Genomic DNA, 17,887 nt, shown 5'->3' on the forward strand with positions numbered 1-17,887 from the left:
TTAATCCTTTGCCACGGCGGGGGCGGGTGAGAACAGCTGCGCCACATGCACGACGATGGTGATCGCGCACGCAAACGGCAGCGCCAGATAGACCGTGCCGGCAGACACGTCCAGCGCGGGCAGCGTCTGGTCCATGGTCAGGTCGGCCAGTTGCCAGCCGGCATAACCCAAGGCCGCAAGACCGACGATGATCAACGCCTGGTTCACGCGTTCCACCGCGTTCAGCACGCGCGGGCTGCGCACGAAGAAGGGCAAGAGGCCGGCCATGAGGTGAGAGCGGTCATGGCTGCACGCCACGCCGCCGATGAAGGCCGACCACACCAGCACCAGCCGCGGCAATTCCTCGGCCCAATGCGGCGTGGTGTGCGTGACGAAGCGGGCGAACACCACGTAAGAAATCAGGATCGCCAGCAAGGCCACCGCCACGGCGGCGAAGGCCTTGCTGATGCCCGACAGAATGGCGGACAGTCGGTTGAGCATTACTGGGCCTCGCGGTACTTCTGCACAATCGCCATCAGCTCGGGGCCGTAGGTGACCGAATAGGTCTTCCACACCGGCTGCACGGCGGCGGCGAAGGCGGTCTTGTCGACCTCGTTGACCTGCATGCCTTTCTCTTTCAGCTGCGCCACGAATTGCTGGTCGCCATCGGTGATCATCTTGCGCTGGGCGTCGCGCCACTTGTCGGCGGCGGCTTGCACCACCTTCTTGTCATCGGCCGAAATGCGGTTCCAGACCGGCTTGGAGATGATCAGGTTGGCCGGGCCCCAGACGTGGCCGGTAAGCGACAGATACTTCTGCACTTCAAAGAACGACGACGTGTAGATGATGGACAGCGGGTTCTCTTGCGCGTCGAACACCTTCTGTTGCAGCGCGGAGTACAGCTCGCCAAAGGCCAGCGGTGCCGGGTTGGCGCCCAGCGCGGTGAAGGTGTCCAGACGCATCTTGTCCGGCGTGACGCGGGTCTTCAGTCCGGTCAGGTCGGCGGGCTTGGCAACCGCGCCGCGGTTGTTGGTCACGTGGCGGAAACCGTTTTCCCACCACGAAATGATGGTCAGGTTTTTTTTGTCGGCCAGTTTGGCCAGCGCCTCGCCCAGCTCGCCGTCATAGGCCTTGTAGGCCTGTGCGGACGACGACCACGTGTACGGCAGTTCCACCACGCCGAACTTGGGTTCGATGGGCTGCAACGAGCCCGAGCCGATGATGGCCGCGCCCTGGCTGCCAATCTGCAAGCCTTCCAGCATGGTTTTTTCATTGCCCAGCTGGCCGCTGGGGAACAGCACGAAGTTGACGCGGCCAGCGGTTTTTTCTTTGACTTCGGCGGCGAAGCCTTCGGCGGCCTTGTTCCAGCTATGGCTGGGCGCCAGCACGTGGCCCAGCTTGATGTCCAGGGCATGGGCCGACAGCGGTGCAAGGCCGGCCATGGCAACAAACGCGCCGCCGATCAGGGCGCGGAAGGTTTTGGGGGCTTGGATCATGAGGTAACTCCAGATGCAAAAAGGGGAAGGTGGAATAGCGGTCATTGGCGGGGTGCGGCCCCGCTCAGTAGGATTGCGCCCGCATGGATGCGGGGTGGCCGGGTAGCGGGATGCGCGTGCCGGTATCGGTCAGGCCGTTGTCTCCCACGGCCAGCACCTGCAGGGTGGCGTCCAGGAAATTGCCCACGTACAGATAGCGGCTGTCGGGGCTGAACGCGATGCCTTCGGGCAAGGCGCCAACGCCGATGGCGCCCGCGCGCGTGACGCGCTTGCCGTCGATGCGCAGCAGCACGATCTGGCCATGGGGGTGATGGAACCATTCGGAGGACGGGTTGTTCGAGCCCTGCACGATGGCGACCGCGGCGTGGCGGCCGTCGGGGCTGATGGCGATGCCCTCGGGGCCGTCTTCCACCATCACGCGGTCGATCACGCGCGGCGGCGTCGCCAGAAGATCCACCACGCTGATCGAATCCGCGTGGCCGTCGGACGCCGTCGGGCTGCCCATGTCCACCACCAGCGCCAGTGCGCCGTCGGGCGACACCACCAGGTTGAAGGGCACCAGGCCGGTCGTCAGGTCTTCGGCGGGGTCGTGCGTGACGCGCGGCGTGGGGCCGCTTTCATCGATGTGCAGCACGGCGAGCCGATGCGTATCCGTCTTGACGGCAAAGGCGCGGCGGCCATCCGCCGCGAACGACACGGCGACCACCGCCGTGCCCAGGTCAACGTCACCGCAGACCTCAACGCGGCCATGGTGGATCGTCAACACCGACACCGACTTGCCCGCCTTGTTCGCCACCAGCGCCAGCGTGCCTGCGCGGTTGATCGACAGGCCCGACGGCTGCAAGCCCACTTGCAGCGTCTGCACAATGGCGGGCGGCGTCGCGGTCAGGTCCACCACGTACAGGTCACGGCCGGGCGTGGGCTGCCAGCCTGTGCCGTCAGCGCGCGCGGGCCACGCCATGGAATCGGCGACGAGCGCCAGACGCTGGTCCGGCGTCACCGCCAGATTCACGGGCGGGCCGAACAGCGAGTTGGGCAGGGGGATCGTCGCGACCAAGTCGGGTGCGGCCGGGTTGGCGGCGGCGTCGAACAGGCTGAGCGTGTCGTGGCCGGGCGGCAGAAAGTGGATGTGGCCGTCGTCCCAGGTGACTTTTTCGTCGTTGCCAACCAGCAGGAAGTGCGGCGCGGCTGTCTTTGTCGTGACGGTCGTCATGCAGCCAGCTCCTGCGCTTGCGGCACGGCCAGCGTGGCGCCGATCAGTTGCCGCGTATACGGATGGACAGGCGAAAAATAGACCTGATTCGCCGTGCCGCGCTCGACGATGCGGCCTCCTTGCAGCACCACGATGTCATCGGCAATGTGCTGCACCACCGCCAGGTTGTGGCTGATGAACAGATAGCCCAGGCCGCGATCGCGTTGCAGTTCCATCAGCAGGTTCAGGATTTGCGCCTGCACGGACACGTCCAGCGCAGAGGTCGGTTCGTCGCAGATCAGCAGTTGTGGTTCCAGCATCAGCGCGCGCGCAATCGCCACGCGCTGGCGTTGCCCGCCAGACAGTTCGCGCGGATAGCGGGTGGCGAAGGCAGGCACCAGACCCACGGCGTCCATCATGCGGCGCACGGCCGCGGCTTGCGACGGGGCGTTGCCCATGCCATGCACGCGCAGCGGCGCGGTCAGGATTTCGTTGATGGTGCGGCGCGGGTTCAGCGACGAGTACGGGTCCTGGAACACCATCTGGATGCGGCGGGCGCGGGCGCGCGCAGGCATGGCCGCAAGCGGCTGGCCGTCCAGCAACGCTTCGCCCTGCGTGGGCGCCAGCAGCCCGAGCATCAGCTTGGCGATGGTGGATTTGCCGCTGCCGGATTCGCCGACCAGCCCGATGGTCTGGCCCGCAGGCACATGCAGGTCGATATCGTGCAGGATGCGCGGGGCAGGGCGGCGCGAGAACAAGCTGGCGCGGCCGTATTGAAAGGACAGCGCGTTCAGCCGGATGCTGGCGGACAGGGTGGGGGCGTTCATGCCGGGGCTCCAAGGCGCAGCGCGCCGGGTTTCACGCACAGGCAGCGGTGTTCGCCCTGCACGCGCGCCGGGAACGGCTGCGCGCAGCGGGCTTCGGCCACCGGGCAGCGTTCGCGGAACGCGCAGCCGCGGATGGCGGTGTCCAGCGACGGCACGGCCCCGGCGATGGTGGGCAGGTCGGTGCGCGGCGCAGTGCGGCCGGGTTGGGGAATGCAGTTCAGCAGCATGGCGGTGTACGGGTGACGGGGGTGCGCCAGCACCTCGGCCACGCTGCCGCCTTCGACGATGTCGCCCGCGTACATGACGATGACGTGGTCGGCAATGCGCGCCACCAGCCCCATGTCGTGCGAGATGAACACCATGCCCAGCCCGAACTCCGCCTGGATGTCGCGCAGCAGGTCCAGCAGTTCGGCCTGCACGGTGACGTCCAGTGCGGTGGTGGGTTCGTCGGCAATCAGCAGTTCGGGGCCGCACATCAGCGCCATGGCAATCATTACGCGCTGGCGCAGGCCGCCCGACAATTCGAACGGATACTGGCGCATGCGTTCGGCAGGGTTCGTGATGCCAACGCGGCGCAGCAGGTATTCGGCGCGCTCGGCGGCGGCACGACGGCTCACACGCTTGTGGCGGCGCATCACGTCGATCAGCTGCGTGCCAATCTGAAACACGGGGTTCAAGGACGTCATCGGGTCCTGGAAGATCATCGCGATACGCGCGCCGCGCAGCTCGGCCAGTTGGCGCGGGGTCAGCGCGGTCAGATCCTGCCCGGCGAACTCTAGCCGCGTCATGCGGCGGCGCGCGGAGGCGGGCAGCAGGTCAAGCAGCGCCAGCGCCGTCAGCGACTTCCCGCAGCCCGATTCGCCCACGATGCACAGCGTCTTGCCGCGTTCCAGGCTGAAGTCCACCGCGCGCACCACATGCTTGGTGTGCGTGGGGGTGTGGATGTCGATGTGCAGGTTTTCAACGCGCAACAGGGGATGGGTGATAGCGGTGGTGGTGGCGGTCATGGCGTCAACCCTTTTTCATCTGGATGGCGCGCAGCGTTTCGCCCGCCCGGTTCACGCACAGCACCAGCACGAACAACACGATGCTGGGGATGACGACCAGCGACGGCTGGAACAGCATGTTTTCCTTGCCCTCGGCAATCATCAGGCCCAGCGATGGCATCGGCGCGGGCACGCCCAGGCCCAGGAATGACAGCGAGGCTTCCAGCGTGATGGCCATGGCGGCATCCACCGTGCCGATGATGAGCAGGTTACCCACCAGATTCGGCAAGATGTCGCGCCAGATGATTTGCAGATGCGTGCAGCCTTGCAGCCGCGACGCCGTGACGAATTCGGCGTTGCGCAGGCTGGCCGCCATGGTGCGCGCGACGAGCGCGTAGCGTTCCCACAGCAGCAGGCCCAGCACCAGCACGACTACCGTCAGCGATGCGCCCACCACCGACACCACGGCCAGCGCCACCAGGATGATCGGCAGCGCCAGACGCGCGGTGATCAAGAACGACACGACGCGGTCGACCGCGCCGCCGAAGTAGCCGGCGATGACGCCCAACGTGGTGCCAATCAATCCGCCCATCAGCGCGACGGACAGGCCGATCAGCGCCGACACACGCACGCCGTACAGCGCGCGCGCCAGCACGTCGCGGCCCAGTTGGTCGGTGCCAAGAATGTGGTTCCAGTCGCCGCCTTCGGCCCATACGGGTTCCTGCAATCGCGCGAGCAGGTCTTGCGAGTACGGGTCGTGCGCAATCAGGTAAGGGCCGATCAGGCCGGCCAGCACCAGCAGGGCCAGCACGATGAACCCCAAGCGGCGGCCGGCGCGCGCCAGGCGGTCGCCGCGCGGAGCGGCAGAAGAGGGGGAAGAAGCGATAGCGGTGCTCATGAGGCGGCTCGCACACGGGGGTCCAGCCAACCGTTGATCAGGTCGGCAACCAGGGTGAGGACGATGTAGATCAGCGCAAAGATCAGGATCAGCGCCTGCATCGTGGGGAAGTCGCCGCGCAGGATGGACGTCCAGGCCAGCAGCCCGGCGCCATTGATGGCGAACACGGTTTCGATGACGACGGAGCCAGCCAGCAAGGTGCCCATCTGCGCCGCCGCCAGCGACACCAGCGGCCGCAACGCGTTGCGCAGCGCGTACTTCAGCACCACGCTGGCGCCGCCCAGGCCCATGGCGCGGGCGGTGCGGATGTAGTCGGTGGCCAGCACGGTTTCCATTTCGGATTTCATCAGGCGCAGCATCGCCGGCATGGCGAACAGCCCCAAGGCGACGACCGGCATCACGTAGTGCTTCCACGTGTCAAAGCCCGAGGCGGGCAGCCACTGGTGGTTCACGCTGAACACGATGATCAAGAGAAACGCCAGACAGAACGGCGGCATGGCTTGTGCGCAAGCGGATAACAGCATGGTGGCGCGATCAATCAGCGAGCCTTTGCGCAAGCCCGCCAGCACGCCCAGCGGAATGGCCAGCAGCAACGCAAAGGCCATGGCCGCCAGACCCAGCTTGGCGGTGGCGGGGAAATGCTGGCCCAGCAATTCGGCCACGGGGCGGCTGAAGTACAGGCTGTCGCCAAAGTCGCCACGGACCACGCCCGTCAGCCAGCGGCCGTACTGCACCAGGATCGGGTCGTCAAAGCCGTGCTGCTGCGACAGCCGGGCGGCGTCTGCCGCGCTGCCTTCACCGGCCAGGCGCGCGGCCGGGTTGCCGGATGCGAACACCAGCGAAAAGCTGATCAGCGACACGAACACCACCAGCAAGGCGGCGACCAGCAATCGGCGAAACAGGAATGTCATCATGGGTCAACCTTTGTCGGCGGGCACCGGCGCGCGCCGTCCCGCCCGGGGCGCGTTCGGCGCCCGGACCAGACTGGCACAGCGGCTGGTGCGTTTGCCGCCCGGATCAGTTCCAGGTGGCCTTGTAGAAGCGCGGGAATTCGTCGCCGTCCACCGAGAAATTCAGGTCCTTGGCCTGCACGGCGTTCAGCGAGTGGCTCCACAGCGGCACCCAGTACGCCTGCTCGGCCACGATCTTCTGCGCGGCGGCGTAGTTCTTCGCGCGCAGGTCGCGGTCGACCGACGTATCGGCCGCTTCCAGCAACTTGATGACTTCCGGGTTGCGGGCCTGATCGTCCGGGCCGCCGCGGAAGAAGTTGCTGGTGGACAGCGCCGCATCGGCAATACCGTACGAGCCCCAGTTGGACGACAGCATGGCGATCTTGCCGTCGCGCCAGTTGGTCATGGCGGTGCCGTATTGCTGTTCAACCAGGTTCACCTTGATGCCGGCTTGCGCCATTTGCGCGGCGGCCGCATCCAGAATGCTGCGCGGCGGCGCCGAGATCACCAGATCCAGCGTGATGCCGTTGGGGTAGCCGGCCGACGCCAGCAATTGCTTGGCGCGGGCGGGGTCGAACTTGTAGGTTTGCACGTCGGCCGAGCAACCGAATTGGGCCGGGTTGCAGGCCGCGTTGATGACCTTGGACGCGCCGCCAACGAGCGCTTTGCGGATGGCTTCGCGGTCGATGGCGTAGTTGATGGCCTGGCGCACTTCCTGCTTGGCCAGCGGCGACTTGCCGTCGTCCATGCGCGGGTTCAGCGAGATATAGCTGATGCGCATGATGCTGCTGCTTTTCACTGTGACAGACGGCGTCTTCTCCATGCGCTTGGCCACGTCCGGCGGCACGCGCCAGATCCAGTCCAGGCCGCCGGACAGCAGCTCGGCGTATTGGGTATTGGCGTCGGGCAGCACGCGCACCACCAGCTTTTGCACGGCGGGCTTGGCGCCGAAGTAGCCGTCAAAGCGTTCGTACACGTAGCGGCTGCCGGGCTGGCTGTCGGTCAGGCGGTAGGGGCCGGTGCCAATGGGCTTGGCGCCCATGTCGGACTGATTGGCTTCGTAGTACTTGCGCGGGTAGATCGGCAGGTTCTCCGACAGCATTTCCAGCGCCAGCGGGTAGGGCGTCTTCATCTTGATGCGCACGGTGTCATCGCCGACTTTTTCCGCTTTGGCAATCCACGCCACCTGGTTCTGGAAGCGCGCCTTGAAGGCGTCGGACGACACCAGGTTCAACGTGTACAGCACGTCGTCGATGGTCAACAGCGAGCCGTCGTGAAACTTCACATCGCGGCGGATGGGCAGTTCAATGGTGGTGTCGTCCACGAACTTGTAGCCCGTGGCGATGGCCGGGCCGAACTCGCCCGTGTCCTGATTCTTTTGCAGCAGCCCCGAGAAGACCATGCGCGCCAGCGCCAGGCCGGGACGGTCCGATTCCTTGTACGCGTCCAGCGTGGCGGGCGCCGCGTCGAAGGCGATGTTGAGGGAGTTGTCAGCCTTGTTGGCCTGGGCGGCATGGGCGCCTAGCGCCAATAGCGCCGCGCTCACTAGCTTCACGGTACGGGTCAGCTGCATGTTTTCACCTTGATATGTTTTAAGTATTTGGACTACGGGTAGTACGGGTCTTGCTGGACTTCCTGGTCTTGCGGGTCTTGCACGGTCTTGCAAATTCGCGTTTCAACAGACAAGCCGATCCCCTTGCCGCAAGCAGCGCTTTTCGCGCCGGCGGTGCATGCACACGGTCGGTAAGGGGGGCGGCCCGGGCGTCAGGCCGTTGACGTTAGCGGGTCATCAAATCATCGAATCCCAACGTTGCCGAAGTCTTCGCGCAAGCGCGCCAGGATGCCGACCAGGTGGTCGTGCATGGCGTGGCGGGCGCGGATGGGATCGCGGTCGACGATGGCCGCGAGGATGCGTTCGTGTTCTTTCTGCGCTTCGCTCCACACCTTGGTGGTCACGAAGTGTTCTTCCAGCCGGTGAAACACCGGGCTCAATGTGCTCAAGTGCCAGATGTGCGAAATGGCGGCGGCCAGCGCGGCGTTGCCGCAGGCCGCGCCAATGGCGCTATGGAACGCGCGGTCGTGCACGCTGGGCGATTCGGTCAGCGACATGCCGTCGTGTGCGGCGCGGATGGCGGCAATTTGTGCGGGCGACGCCTTTTGCGCGGCCAGCGCGGCGCATTCGGGTTCGATCAGCAGCCGCGTTTCCAGCAAGTCAAAGGGGCCGATGTCGGTGGCTTCGACACTGTCGGCCGCTGCGGGCTGGGCGGCTTCCTGGTACTTGCCATCTTCACGCGGCGGGCAGACAAAGACGCCGGTGCCCACGCGCACATCCACATAGCCTTCGATTTCCAGCGCAATCAGGGCCTCGCGCACTGACGCCCGGCTCACTTGCAGTTGCTCGGCCAGCTCGCGCTCGGCGGGCAAACGGCCGCCTGCGGGAAAGTCGCCCGCCTTGATGCGCGCGGCGATCTGGTCGGCAATCATGCGGTAAAGGCGGGTCGAGGCTACGGCCTGAAGGGAAGTCATCGTGGGATGCGTTGAAGGGTTCGGGGGCTAGAGGGTAATAGGTCTGGGGCGGGGATGTCTTCTGCGACGGGGCAAGGCCCTGATTTCTGTTTGGCTGCCTGATGGTCCAGTGGTCAGGCCACTGGACGAAATGTACCGGACGGCGTGGGGCTTGGGAATCCGTTAACGGCTGTTTTTGGTGGTTTTCAGGGAAAACCACTAGCCATGTTCAGCCAGCAGCCGAGTCTGCACGCGCGGAAGCTCGATATGGACTTGCCGATGTTGGCCATCGTCTTCCAGCGTGATGATGCCGTCTTCCTGGATCACCCCATCCAGCGTGACGCGCGCGGCGCCATCGCCTTCGCCATCGCCCCGTTGCGCGGTCACGGTATAGGTGGAGCGGCCGTGCCGGTAGCTGAGCGTGAACGTGTTCCAGTCGCTGGGCAGGCAGGGCAAGAAGCTGAGCGTGCCGGCGCGTAGCCGCATCCCCAGCACAGACTCAAGGATCAGCCGGTACATCAGCCCGGAAGAGCCCGTGTACCAGGTCCAGCCCCCTCGGCCCAGCTGTCCGGGCGTGGTGTAGATGTCGGCGGCCATGACGTAGGGTTCGACCTTGTAGCGCGCGGCGGCCGCTGGCGAGTCCGCATGGTGGATGGGGTTCAGCATGTGCAGAAGGGACCCGACGCGGGCCTCGTCGCGCAAGGTGCAGAAGGCCATGGCGGTCCAGATGGCGGCATGGGTGTATTGGCCGCCGTTTTCGCGCACGCCCGGCACATAGCCCCGGATGTAGCCCGGGTTCATCGGGGCGGTGTCAAACGAGGGCGTCAGCAGCCGGATGAGGCCAAGCTTGTCATCGACCAGCCGGTTGGCCACCGCCTGCATGGCGGACTGCGCGCGCTCCGGCGGGGCCACGCCGGACAGCACCGCCCAGCTTTGCGAAATGGAATCGATCTGGCATTCCAGGTTCTGCGCCGATCCTAGCGGCGTGCCGTCGTCGAAATAGGCGCGGCGATACCACTGGCCGTCCCAGCCGGCTTGCTCCAGGTCCAGCGCCAGCTGGCGCGCCACGGATTCGCAATAGGCGGCGAACGGCAGGTCGGCGTGCGCGCGTGCTACCCGGGCAAAGCGGTTCAGGGTGTCATGCAGGAAGAATCCCAGCCAGACGCTGACGCCGCGGCCGGCATCGCCGACCTTGTCCATGCCGTCGTTCCAGTCGCAAGACCCGATCAGGGGCAAACCATGCATGCCAAATTGGCTCAAGGCGTGGTTCAGCGCGCGTGTGCAATGGGCGTAAAGCGTGGCGGACTCGCGCGACGGCTTGGGGTGATCGTAGTTGGATGATTCGCCCGGGTTGAGCGCGCGGCCTTCGATAAAGCCCACGTCTTCCGTCAGCACCCCCATATCGCCCGTGAGTTCGACATAGTGGCTGACGGCGAATGGCAGCCACAGGTAATCGTCAGAGCACCGCGTGCGCACGCCGCGATTGGAGGGCGGATGCCACCAATGCAGCACGTCGCCCTGGACGAATTGGCGGGCCGCGCTGCGCAACAGGTGTTCGCGCGTCAGTTCCGGGCGTGCCGTGGTCAGCGCCATCACGTCTTGCAACTGGTCTCGGAAGCCATACGCGCCGCCCGACTGATAGTGCCCGCTGCGCGCCCACATGCGGCATGCCAGGGTTTGGTAAAGCAGCCAGCCGTTGGCCAGCGTGTTCAAGGCGGCGTCGGGCGTTTGGATGCGCACGACGCCCAGCGTGTCGCGCCAATACTGCCGCACGGCTTCCAGTTCGTTGGCCGCCGCGCCGGCCTCGCGGTAGCGGCGCACGAGTTCGCTTGCGTGTTCCTTGCCTTGCGGCGACGCGCCCAAATGGAAAACCACCTGTTCTTCTTCGCCCTCATCCAGCGTGACGGGAACCTGGATGGCGGCGCACGGGTCCAGCGCGGCGCCGGTGCGTCCGGACAAGACGCTGCGGCGCAGCGCTTGCGGGTGGCGCAGCGTGCCGTTGCGGCCAATGAATTCCTTGCGGTCGCCGGTGACGCTGCGCGCAGCGCTGCTGGTGTCGAAGAACGCTACGTGCCGCGCGAAGTCGGTGTTGAAGCTATTGCGGGCAAACAGTGCGCCGGTCTGCGCATCGACTTCGGTCGTGACGTGCATGGCCGACTTGGAGCGCAGGTCGCCCAGCACCCATTCCACATACCCCGTGACCGACAAGCGGCGGCGTCGCCCTGAGCGGTTGCGCACGGTCAGGGAATAAAACTTCACGGGCGCTTCCAGGGCCACATGCACGCACAGCCGGGATTCGATACCGTCTTCCACGTGCTCGAACACGGTGTAGCCAAAGCCATGGCGGGTGACATAGGCCGACGCGCCGCCTGCGGGATAAGGCGCGGCCGACCAGATGTGGCCGCTGATTTCGTCGCGCAGGTAGAAGGCTTCGCCGCAGACGTCAGTGACGGCGTCGTTGCGCCAGGGGGTCAGCCGGAATTCATGCGCGTTGCCGCTCCAGCTGTAGGCTTGTCCGCTTTCAGACACCACGGTGCCGAACTGGGMATTGGCGATGACGTTGACCCAGGGGGCGGGCGTGCGCTGATCGTCCGACGTGGTGATGACGTATTCCTCGCCGTCGGGCGTGAAGCCTCCCAGCCCGTTGCCGTGCAGCAGATCCGCGGGGGCCGCAGCAGGCGGGACATAGGCGCTGGGCGGCAAGGGCGGTGTCGACGTAACCAGGGGCGCGACACGGCTTTCAGGCAATGCCAGGCGGTTCACCTGGTTCGACAAGGACCCCAACGCATCGCTGAGCGACACCCGCGAGACGGCCAGCAGCAGCGTCCGGTCTTCTTCCGAAATCTGATCCCCCGGCCGCACAAAAATGCCGCCCGGACGGTCGATGATGTGCGACTCCACCCCGGCGGATATCAAGCCCATCATGCGGTCTTGCAGGGCTTGACGGTAGCTGCCCGTGTCTTCGTTCCAGATCACCAGGTCCACCGCCACGCCTTTTTGCCGCCAGTAGGCGTGCGCCTGCACCAATTGACGGACCAGTTCAAAGTTGGCCGGGTCCTTGATGCGCAACAGCACAATGGGCAAATCGCCCGAGATCGCGTAGCCCCACAGCCCTGATTGCCCGCGGCGGTTCTTCAGCAGCGTGGCGGCGTCGGCGCGCAGCGCGGGGTTCTGATAGACGATGGCGTTGGCCAGGCGGGCGTACAACTGCGCATCGGCCTCGGTTGCGTTCAACTGCCGCACGATGACCTGGGCGTGCGTCCATGCCAGTTCCAGCGCACGGTCGGCCAGGTGGCGGTCTTGATACTTGCTGATCAAGTGGGTGCACGCGCTGCGGCTGTCGCCCACGCCTTGCACCAGATCAACCACGACGGTTTGTTCAGGTTGCAGCGTGATGGCGCAGCGGATGGCGGATACCGGCTCCAGCACCGGCCCTTCGCTACCCGACAGCGGGCCGCTTGCGTCCATGGCCCGCGGGTTGGCTGTGGAGCGGCCGCGGCCCAGGAACACCGCGCGGTCCGTTTCATAGGACGCGTCACCGGGCTTGCCGCCATGGATTGCCAGCAACTGGAACATCCACGGCGGGCTATCGGCCGGATTGCGGGCGCGCCGGGTGCTCAGAGTGGCGCGCTCGGCCGGCAGAATTTCAGTTTGCACGAACAGGTTGCTGAAGGCGGGGTGCAGTTCGTCGGCCATGGCGGGCGCGATGACAATTTCGGTATAGCAAGTGACTTCCAGCGTACGCGTTTCACGGCTGCGGTTGGTCAGGTGGACGCGCCGCAATTCAATATCGTCTTCCGGGGAAACGACGATTTCGGTGTGCGTGTCGATCTCGTGGTCGGTGCGCTTGAATTCCGCGCGGCCTTCCGAAAAGATGACTTCGTAGTGATCGGGCCGTGTCAGGGTCGGTTGGAAAGCCGTGGACCAGAGCTTGCCGCTGATGGTGTCGCGCAGATAGCAAAAGGTGCCCCAGTTGTCGCAGGTGCTGTCTTCGCGCCACCGTGTGACGGCCAGGTCTTTCCAGCGGCTGGAGCCCGCGCCGCTGTTGGTGACCATGACGTGATACCGGCCGTTGGACAGCAACTGCACTTCGGGGATGGGCGTGTCGGCGGTATCCAGCACGCGCACGGACACTTCGTTTTGCCCTGCGGGCGTGCTGCGGATGACGGCAAGTTCCGCTCCCTTGGAGTGGGCCGCCGCCGCCCGTGGCACGCGCTCTTGCAGCAGCAGCATCGTGGCCTGAAACGAGGGGTCCGCTTCGAAGCGCGCCTGCATCGTGCGCCCCAGCAACACGCTTGCCATAGACAGAAAGCCCATGCCCTGGTGATGGGCCATGTAGGCATAGATGATGGTGCTGCTTTTGCCGGGCGGCTGGCGGCGCGCGGTGTAGTCGACGGCTTCGTACAGGCCATAGCGGCCAAGCACTTTGTCTTTGGCCAGGCGTTGCAGGTTGCGGCAGGCGGCATCCGGCGCCACCATCAGCGCCAGCATCGACGCATAGGGGGCGACGACAACGTCATCGGCCAAGCCGCGTTTGAGCCCCAGGCCGGGCACGCCGAACGCGCGGTACTGGTAGTTCATGGCGGCGTCGAACAGGTGGTAGGCGCTTTCGGACATGCCCCACGGAATGCCCAGCTTGTCGCCGTATTCGATCTGCGCGCGCACGGCGGACTGGCAGGTCTGGTCCAGCAGCGTGTGCGGGTAGGACGGCATGACAAGTCGGGGCATCAGGTATTCGAACATCGACCCGCTCCAGGACAGCAGCACAGGGCCGCCCGGGGAGTTGTTCAGCTGCCGGCCCAGCGCGAACCAGGTTTCCTGGGGCAACTGGCCTTGGGCGATGGCGACAAAGCTGCATAGCCGCGCTTCGGAGGCGAGCAGATCGTACAGGCCTTCGTCGCGCCGGCGTTCCGTCAGGTTGTAGCCGATGGCCAGCAGGCGGCTGCCCTTGTCGTACAGAAAACCATATTCCGCCACGGCCATCTCGGCCGCGGTGGCGGCCAGCCGCTCAAGCACCGCGCACCGTTCGGCGGCGCGTTCGCCCGCCATGGCCACGGCCTGTTCGGTTTCCAGCAGCCAAAGGCGCTCGCCATCGGACGTGTCTTCTGCGGCCAGGCGCGCTCGCAGCGCCGGTAGCAGCGTGGCGCGCAGGCCGGCCACTTGCTGCAACGTGGGGATGGCCTGCAAGGCGGGCAGGCCGTCCCACGAGACGCCTGCGGGCGCGTCCCGCCATGGCGTGAACAGGGCCAGCTCGTCGCGCGCTTCTTCGCATTGGCGCAGCAGGGCCTGGCAGTGCCACAGGGCTTCGGCCTGGGCGGGGCCGGCGTAGCTGTCGAGCAGCCCATAGGCCAGTTCGCGCACGCGGTCGATGCCTTGTTTGGCCTGGGCCAAGGTTTTTGAACCGTGCAGGGCCTTCAAGGCCTGATCCATCCGGTCCAACGGCGTATGGCGGTCGGCGGCGACATGTTCGCGCAGCACGCCCAACGCGTCGGCCAGGCCATCGAAGGTGCGCGGATGCAGAATCGGCGCCTGGGCCAGCGCCAGCAGTCCCGGCCGCAGCGTCAGCAGGTGTCCCGCCAGATTGCCGCTGTCTACCGTAGAGATGTAAAGCGGGTTCAGCGGTTTGAGCGTCAGGGTGTCGTACCAGTTATAGAAGTGGCCCAGGTAGCGGTCCAGCGTCGCCATGGTGCCCAGCGTTGCCTGCGTGCGTTCAAGCAGCCGGCTGGCTTGCAGGTAGCCGAAGTCGTAGGCGGCCAGGTTGGCCAGCAGGGCCAGGCCCAGATTGGTGGGGGACGTGCGGTGTGCAGTGGTGGGCGCCGGGCGGTCCTGGACGTTGTCCGGGATCAGCCAGTTGTCTTCGGCGCCGCCGTGGCCGTCGAAAAAGGACCAGGTCTTGCGCGCCAGCAGCCGCAGGAATTGTTCCTGCGCGGGCGTCAACACCGCTTTCGCCACCGCAGGCGGCCGGCTCAGGCGCCGGGCGATCAGCGGCATCAACGCCCACAGCGCCAGCACCGGCAACGCGGCAGGCCAGGCGGATGGATTCCACCGCATGACGCAGGCGCCGATCGCCAGCGCAAGCAGCGGCGAGCCCCAGATGGACAACAGCAGGGGCCCGGCCCGCGTGGTGCCTTCGCGGTTGGTGACGCTGGACGGCTTCCATTCCAGCAGGCGCCGGCCCGATACCGTGAGCCGGTACAGGGTGCGCAAGATGGCGTCCAGGCTGTACAGCGCTTCGTGCGCCAGGCAGGCAAGCGCAAAGGCGGTGCGCGCAAGCTGCTGCAAGATCGAGGGCACCCAGCCGGCCAGATGCTGCGCCAGCACCACGTCTTCTTCTTTACGCACGGCGCCCATCGCCGACGCGAACAAGCCCGGCAGAAACAGCACCATCAGGCTGGCGGTGGTCCACAACCACGGATAGGGCAGCAGCGTCCAGCCCAGCGCCATCAGCAGCACCAGGCAAGGGGCGACCAGACTGCGCCGCAGATTGTCCAGGATCTTGCAGCGGGCCAGCCACGGCAGCGGCTGGCTGGCAGGCGCGCCGGGTGTCGCAGGCGGGCGGCCGAACAGCCAGCCCAGCAGTTGCCAGTCGCCGCGTATCCAGCGGTGGCGGCGGCTGACGTCTGACGCGTAGCGCGCAGGGTGGCCTTCAAACAGTTGCACATCACTGAGCAAACCCGAGCGCGCGTAGCAACCTTCAAGCAGGTCGTGGCTGAGCACCCGGTTGTCGGGGAAGCGGTCTTTCAGCGCCGCTTCGAACGCGTCCACTTCATAGATGCCCTTACCGATAAAGGAGCCTTCCTTGAAGATGTCCTGATAGACGTCGGACACGGTGTTTGTGTAGGGATCAATGCCGGCGTCCCCGCCATGCAGGCGTGCATAGGCGGAGCCGCTCAGGTCGGCCAGGCGGACTGCCACGCGCGGTTGCAGGATGCCGTAGCCGCGCGTGACCCGTTGCCGGGCCGCATCGAACCGGGGCTGATTCAGCGGATGCGCCATCGTGCCCACCAGCTTCCACGCGCTCTCGCGGGGCAGATCGGTATCGGTGTCCAGCGTAATGACGTACTTCACGCTGGGCAGCCAACCCAGATCGCCCACCAGGCAGGAAAACGCACCCTCGCCCTGACCGCGCAGCAGCCCGTTCAGGTCGGCAAGCTTGCCGCGTTTGCGTTCGCGGCCCATCCAGACCTGTTCCCGCTCGTTCCAGCGGCGCGGCCGATGCAACAGAAAGAACGGGCTACGGCCCAACTGCCGGTACTTGTGGTTCAGCGCCTGGATATGCGCTTTGGCGCGTTCCAGCAGCAAGGCATCGGCGGGCTGATGTTCGGTCTGCGCGTCGGCGAAATCCGTCAGCAGGCAAAAGCTGAGATTGTCTCCGGGGTTGGCCAGAAAGCGGATCTCCAGGGCTTCGCTCAGTTGTTCGCCATCATCGGGTTCGATCAGCATGGACGGCACCGCGACCAGGCAACGCGCGTCGTCCGGAATGCGTTTGGCGTAGTCCATGCGCGGCAGCCGCAGCGGCCGCACGAGCCAGGTTAGCGCCCAGTTGACGATGGCCACGGCCAGATGGCTGGTCGCCACCACCGACAACACCGCAAGCGCCGCCAATGCCCACGGGCCGACGCCCGCCGCGTGTGCGATACCCACCAATATTGCGCTGGCGGCGGCCGTGAGCAGGACGATGGCGCCCGCATAGCCGGCCAGCGCGCAAGCGGGAGACAGGCGCGCCAACTGCGCACGCAGGCTCTGTCTCACGGCCGCCTGTTGCACGAGCTCGCGCTGCCCCTGATCCGTCAGGTAGAAGCCAACGTGCGCGCGGCGAGGATCGGCGTCGGGGCTGGGGTCACTGGCCGCCGCTGACGCCAGCGCAATCGCCAGCTCGGCGATGTCGATCTCGGTATGGGGGGAAGCCTGGGACAGGCGCTCCACGCGGTGCCGGTAGCGATCCCGCGTGGAAAAGTCCATGTCGGCATAGACGCCGGCGGGGTCCTGGCGCAGCGTGCGTTCCACCAGGCTCACGTCTTCAACAAACTCGTTCCAGTTTGTCGTCGATAGCGCGCGCAGGCTGCCAATGCTGTTGCTGATGGAGACCTGGTCCGCCGCCTGTTGCTGGTTTTCGGCTACCACCATGTACTCGATGGTCAGGTTCGACTGCGCCAGGCGCTGCTCAAACCACGTCAAGGGCAGCGCCAGCGCCGGGCCGTGCCCTTGCAGCCGCCGGGACAGTTCCGCCACGAAGGCGCCGTCGATGGGCGGATTCGAACGCGCCATGTTGGCGATGACCAGGATCAGGCTGGTAGGGTCTTCTTCGGCCGCTTTGCGCATGGCGTCGGCCCAGGTGTCGGCCAGCCCGCGGTTCATATTGGCGTAGGCCAGGCGGATGGCCACGCGGCGCAGATTCTCGATCAGGGCCAGCCGCATCATGATGGGGATGGCCCACAGTTCGCCCAATTGCAGCGGCGCCACCGTCTGATAGGCGCTAACGAATGCGTTGATGCCCGCGGCATCGATCCGCGCATCGCTATGCGAGATCATTTCCAACGCAATGTCGTAGGCGCGCGGCAAGCCCTGTGACGGCCCCGCTGACAGCTTGGGCAGGCTGCGGCTGTAGCCCTTGGGCAGATGGCGCTTGGCCAGCCGGATCTGCTCTTCGATCAGGTAGAAGTTGTCCAGCAGCCATTCATCGGCGGGCGTGATCTGGCGGCTTTGCTGCATGGATTCCATCAGCAGCGCGCAGGCTTCGCCCAGCAAGGTCTGGTTTTCGGTCAGGCGAGGCAGCAACTTGTCTTGCCCGCTGAAGGCGCCCACCACGTGCTCGTGCGCCAACGCCTGGCCGTGCGCTTCCATTTGCGCGGCGTTGAACAGTTCGGCGCGCAAGGGCGGTTCGCTCTTGGCGGCGCTAAGCGTCGGCTTGCTGCGGGCGAACAAGTCTATCCACTCGGGGGCGGCCTCTAGCGAGGGCCAATCTATGGGTTTCATCGATACGTGGCCATGGGGATTCCGTCGGGGCAGCGCGCCGCCCGGGCGGGCGGCGTCCCCTCCATAGAGTGACCATGC

General features: G+C 66.0%; 10 protein-coding genes. All 10 read right to left on the bottom strand.

All coding sequences use genetic code 11. From position 1 onward, the window contains the following. The 10 genes from AC1DB0_RS27440 to AC1DB0_RS27485 all read right to left on the bottom strand — a co-directional run bounded on the left by AC1DB0_RS27440 (position 1) and on the right by AC1DB0_RS27485 (position 17,809). Positions 1-480: a TRAP transporter small permease gene (locus AC1DB0_RS27440; RefSeq protein WP_427216593.1), complete on the bottom strand. Its 480-nt coding sequence runs from the start codon at positions 478-480 to the stop codon at positions 1-3. Next, positions 480-1,421 carry a TRAP transporter substrate-binding protein gene (locus tag AC1DB0_RS27445; protein ID WP_425286119.1) on the bottom strand — a complete coding sequence of 314 codons (942 nt, stop codon included), beginning with the start codon at positions 1,419-1,421 and terminating at the stop codon, positions 480-482. The genes AC1DB0_RS27440 and AC1DB0_RS27445 overlap by 1 nt, the downstream gene beginning before the upstream one ends. Before the next feature lie 118 nt (positions 1,422-1,539). Continuing rightward, positions 1,540-2,688 carry a lactonase family protein gene (locus AC1DB0_RS27450; RefSeq protein ID WP_476758320.1) on the bottom strand — a complete coding sequence of 383 codons (1,149 nt, stop codon included), beginning with the start codon at positions 2,686-2,688 and terminating at the stop codon, positions 1,540-1,542. Further along, on the bottom strand, positions 2,685-3,494 hold the full coding sequence (locus tag AC1DB0_RS27455; protein ID WP_476758319.1) for an ATP-binding cassette domain-containing protein: 810 nt from the start codon (positions 3,492-3,494) through the stop codon (positions 2,685-2,687). The genes AC1DB0_RS27450 and AC1DB0_RS27455 overlap by 4 nt, the downstream gene beginning before the upstream one ends. Continuing rightward, the gene (locus AC1DB0_RS27460) at positions 3,491-4,501 is read right to left on the bottom strand and encodes an ABC transporter ATP-binding protein (protein ID WP_476758318.1); all 1,011 of its coding nucleotides are present in this window, start codon (positions 4,499-4,501) and stop codon (positions 3,491-3,493) included. Before AC1DB0_RS27460 ends, AC1DB0_RS27455 begins: the two co-directional genes overlap by 4 nt. A 4-nt stretch (positions 4,502-4,505) precedes the next feature. Continuing rightward, on the bottom strand, positions 4,506-5,378 hold the full coding sequence (locus AC1DB0_RS27465; protein ID WP_175168704.1) for an ABC transporter permease: 873 nt from the start codon (positions 5,376-5,378) through the stop codon (positions 4,506-4,508). After that, complete coding sequence (locus tag AC1DB0_RS27470) at positions 5,375-6,292, bottom strand: ABC transporter permease (protein WP_054426818.1); 918 nt, start codon at positions 6,290-6,292, stop codon at positions 5,375-5,377. Before AC1DB0_RS27470 ends, AC1DB0_RS27465 begins: the two co-directional genes overlap by 4 nt. Before the next feature lie 103 nt (positions 6,293-6,395). Beyond that, a complete protein-coding gene (locus AC1DB0_RS27475) occupies positions 6,396-7,901 on the bottom strand; it encodes an ABC transporter substrate-binding protein (protein WP_476758317.1) in 1,506 nt (501 codons plus the stop codon). Positions 7,902-8,122: 221 nt separating this feature from the next. Continuing rightward, the gene (locus AC1DB0_RS27480; RefSeq protein ID WP_175168706.1) at positions 8,123-8,854 is read right to left on the bottom strand and encodes a FadR/GntR family transcriptional regulator; all 732 of its coding nucleotides are present in this window, start codon (positions 8,852-8,854) and stop codon (positions 8,123-8,125) included. 198 nt (positions 8,855-9,052) lie between these two features. Then, positions 9,053-17,809, bottom strand: coding sequence for a glycoside hydrolase family 94 protein (locus AC1DB0_RS27485; RefSeq protein ID WP_476758790.1), 8,757 nt, complete (start codon positions 17,807-17,809; stop codon positions 9,053-9,055). Between the last annotated feature and the right edge of the window lie 78 nt (positions 17,810-17,887).

The sequence above is a fragment of the Achromobacter sp. 10T422 genome (assembly GCF_056394065.1).

Excerpts from the sequence above, each read along its gene's own strand:
- AC1DB0_RS27440 (WP_427216593.1), bottom strand. The coding sequence starts at position 480 with ATGCTCAACCGACTGTCCGCCATTCTGTCGGGCATCAGCAAGGCCTTC.
- AC1DB0_RS27445 (WP_425286119.1), bottom strand. The coding sequence starts at position 1,421 with ATGGCCGGCCTTGCACCGCTGTCGGCCCATGCCCTGGACATCAAGCTG.
- AC1DB0_RS27450 (WP_476758320.1), bottom strand. The coding sequence starts at position 2,688 with ATGACGACCGTCACGACAAAGACAGCCGCGCCGCACTTCCTGCTGGTT.
- AC1DB0_RS27455 (WP_476758319.1), bottom strand. The coding sequence starts at position 3,494 with ATGAACGCCCCCACCCTGTCCGCCAGCATCCGGCTGAACGCGCTGTCC.
- AC1DB0_RS27460 (WP_476758318.1), bottom strand. The coding sequence starts at position 4,501 with ATGACCGCCACCACCACCGCTATCACCCATCCCCTGTTGCGCGTTGAA.
- AC1DB0_RS27465 (WP_175168704.1), bottom strand. The coding sequence starts at position 5,378 with ATGAGCACCGCTATCGCTTCTTCCCCCTCTTCTGCCGCTCCGCGCGGC.
- AC1DB0_RS27470 (WP_054426818.1), bottom strand. The coding sequence starts at position 6,292 with ATGATGACATTCCTGTTTCGCCGATTGCTGGTCGCCGCCTTGCTGGTG.
- AC1DB0_RS27475 (WP_476758317.1), bottom strand. The coding sequence starts at position 7,901 with ATGCAGCTGACCCGTACCGTGAAGCTAGTGAGCGCGGCGCTATTGGCG.
- AC1DB0_RS27480 (WP_175168706.1), bottom strand. The coding sequence starts at position 8,854 with ATGACTTCCCTTCAGGCCGTAGCCTCGACCCGCCTTTACCGCATGATT.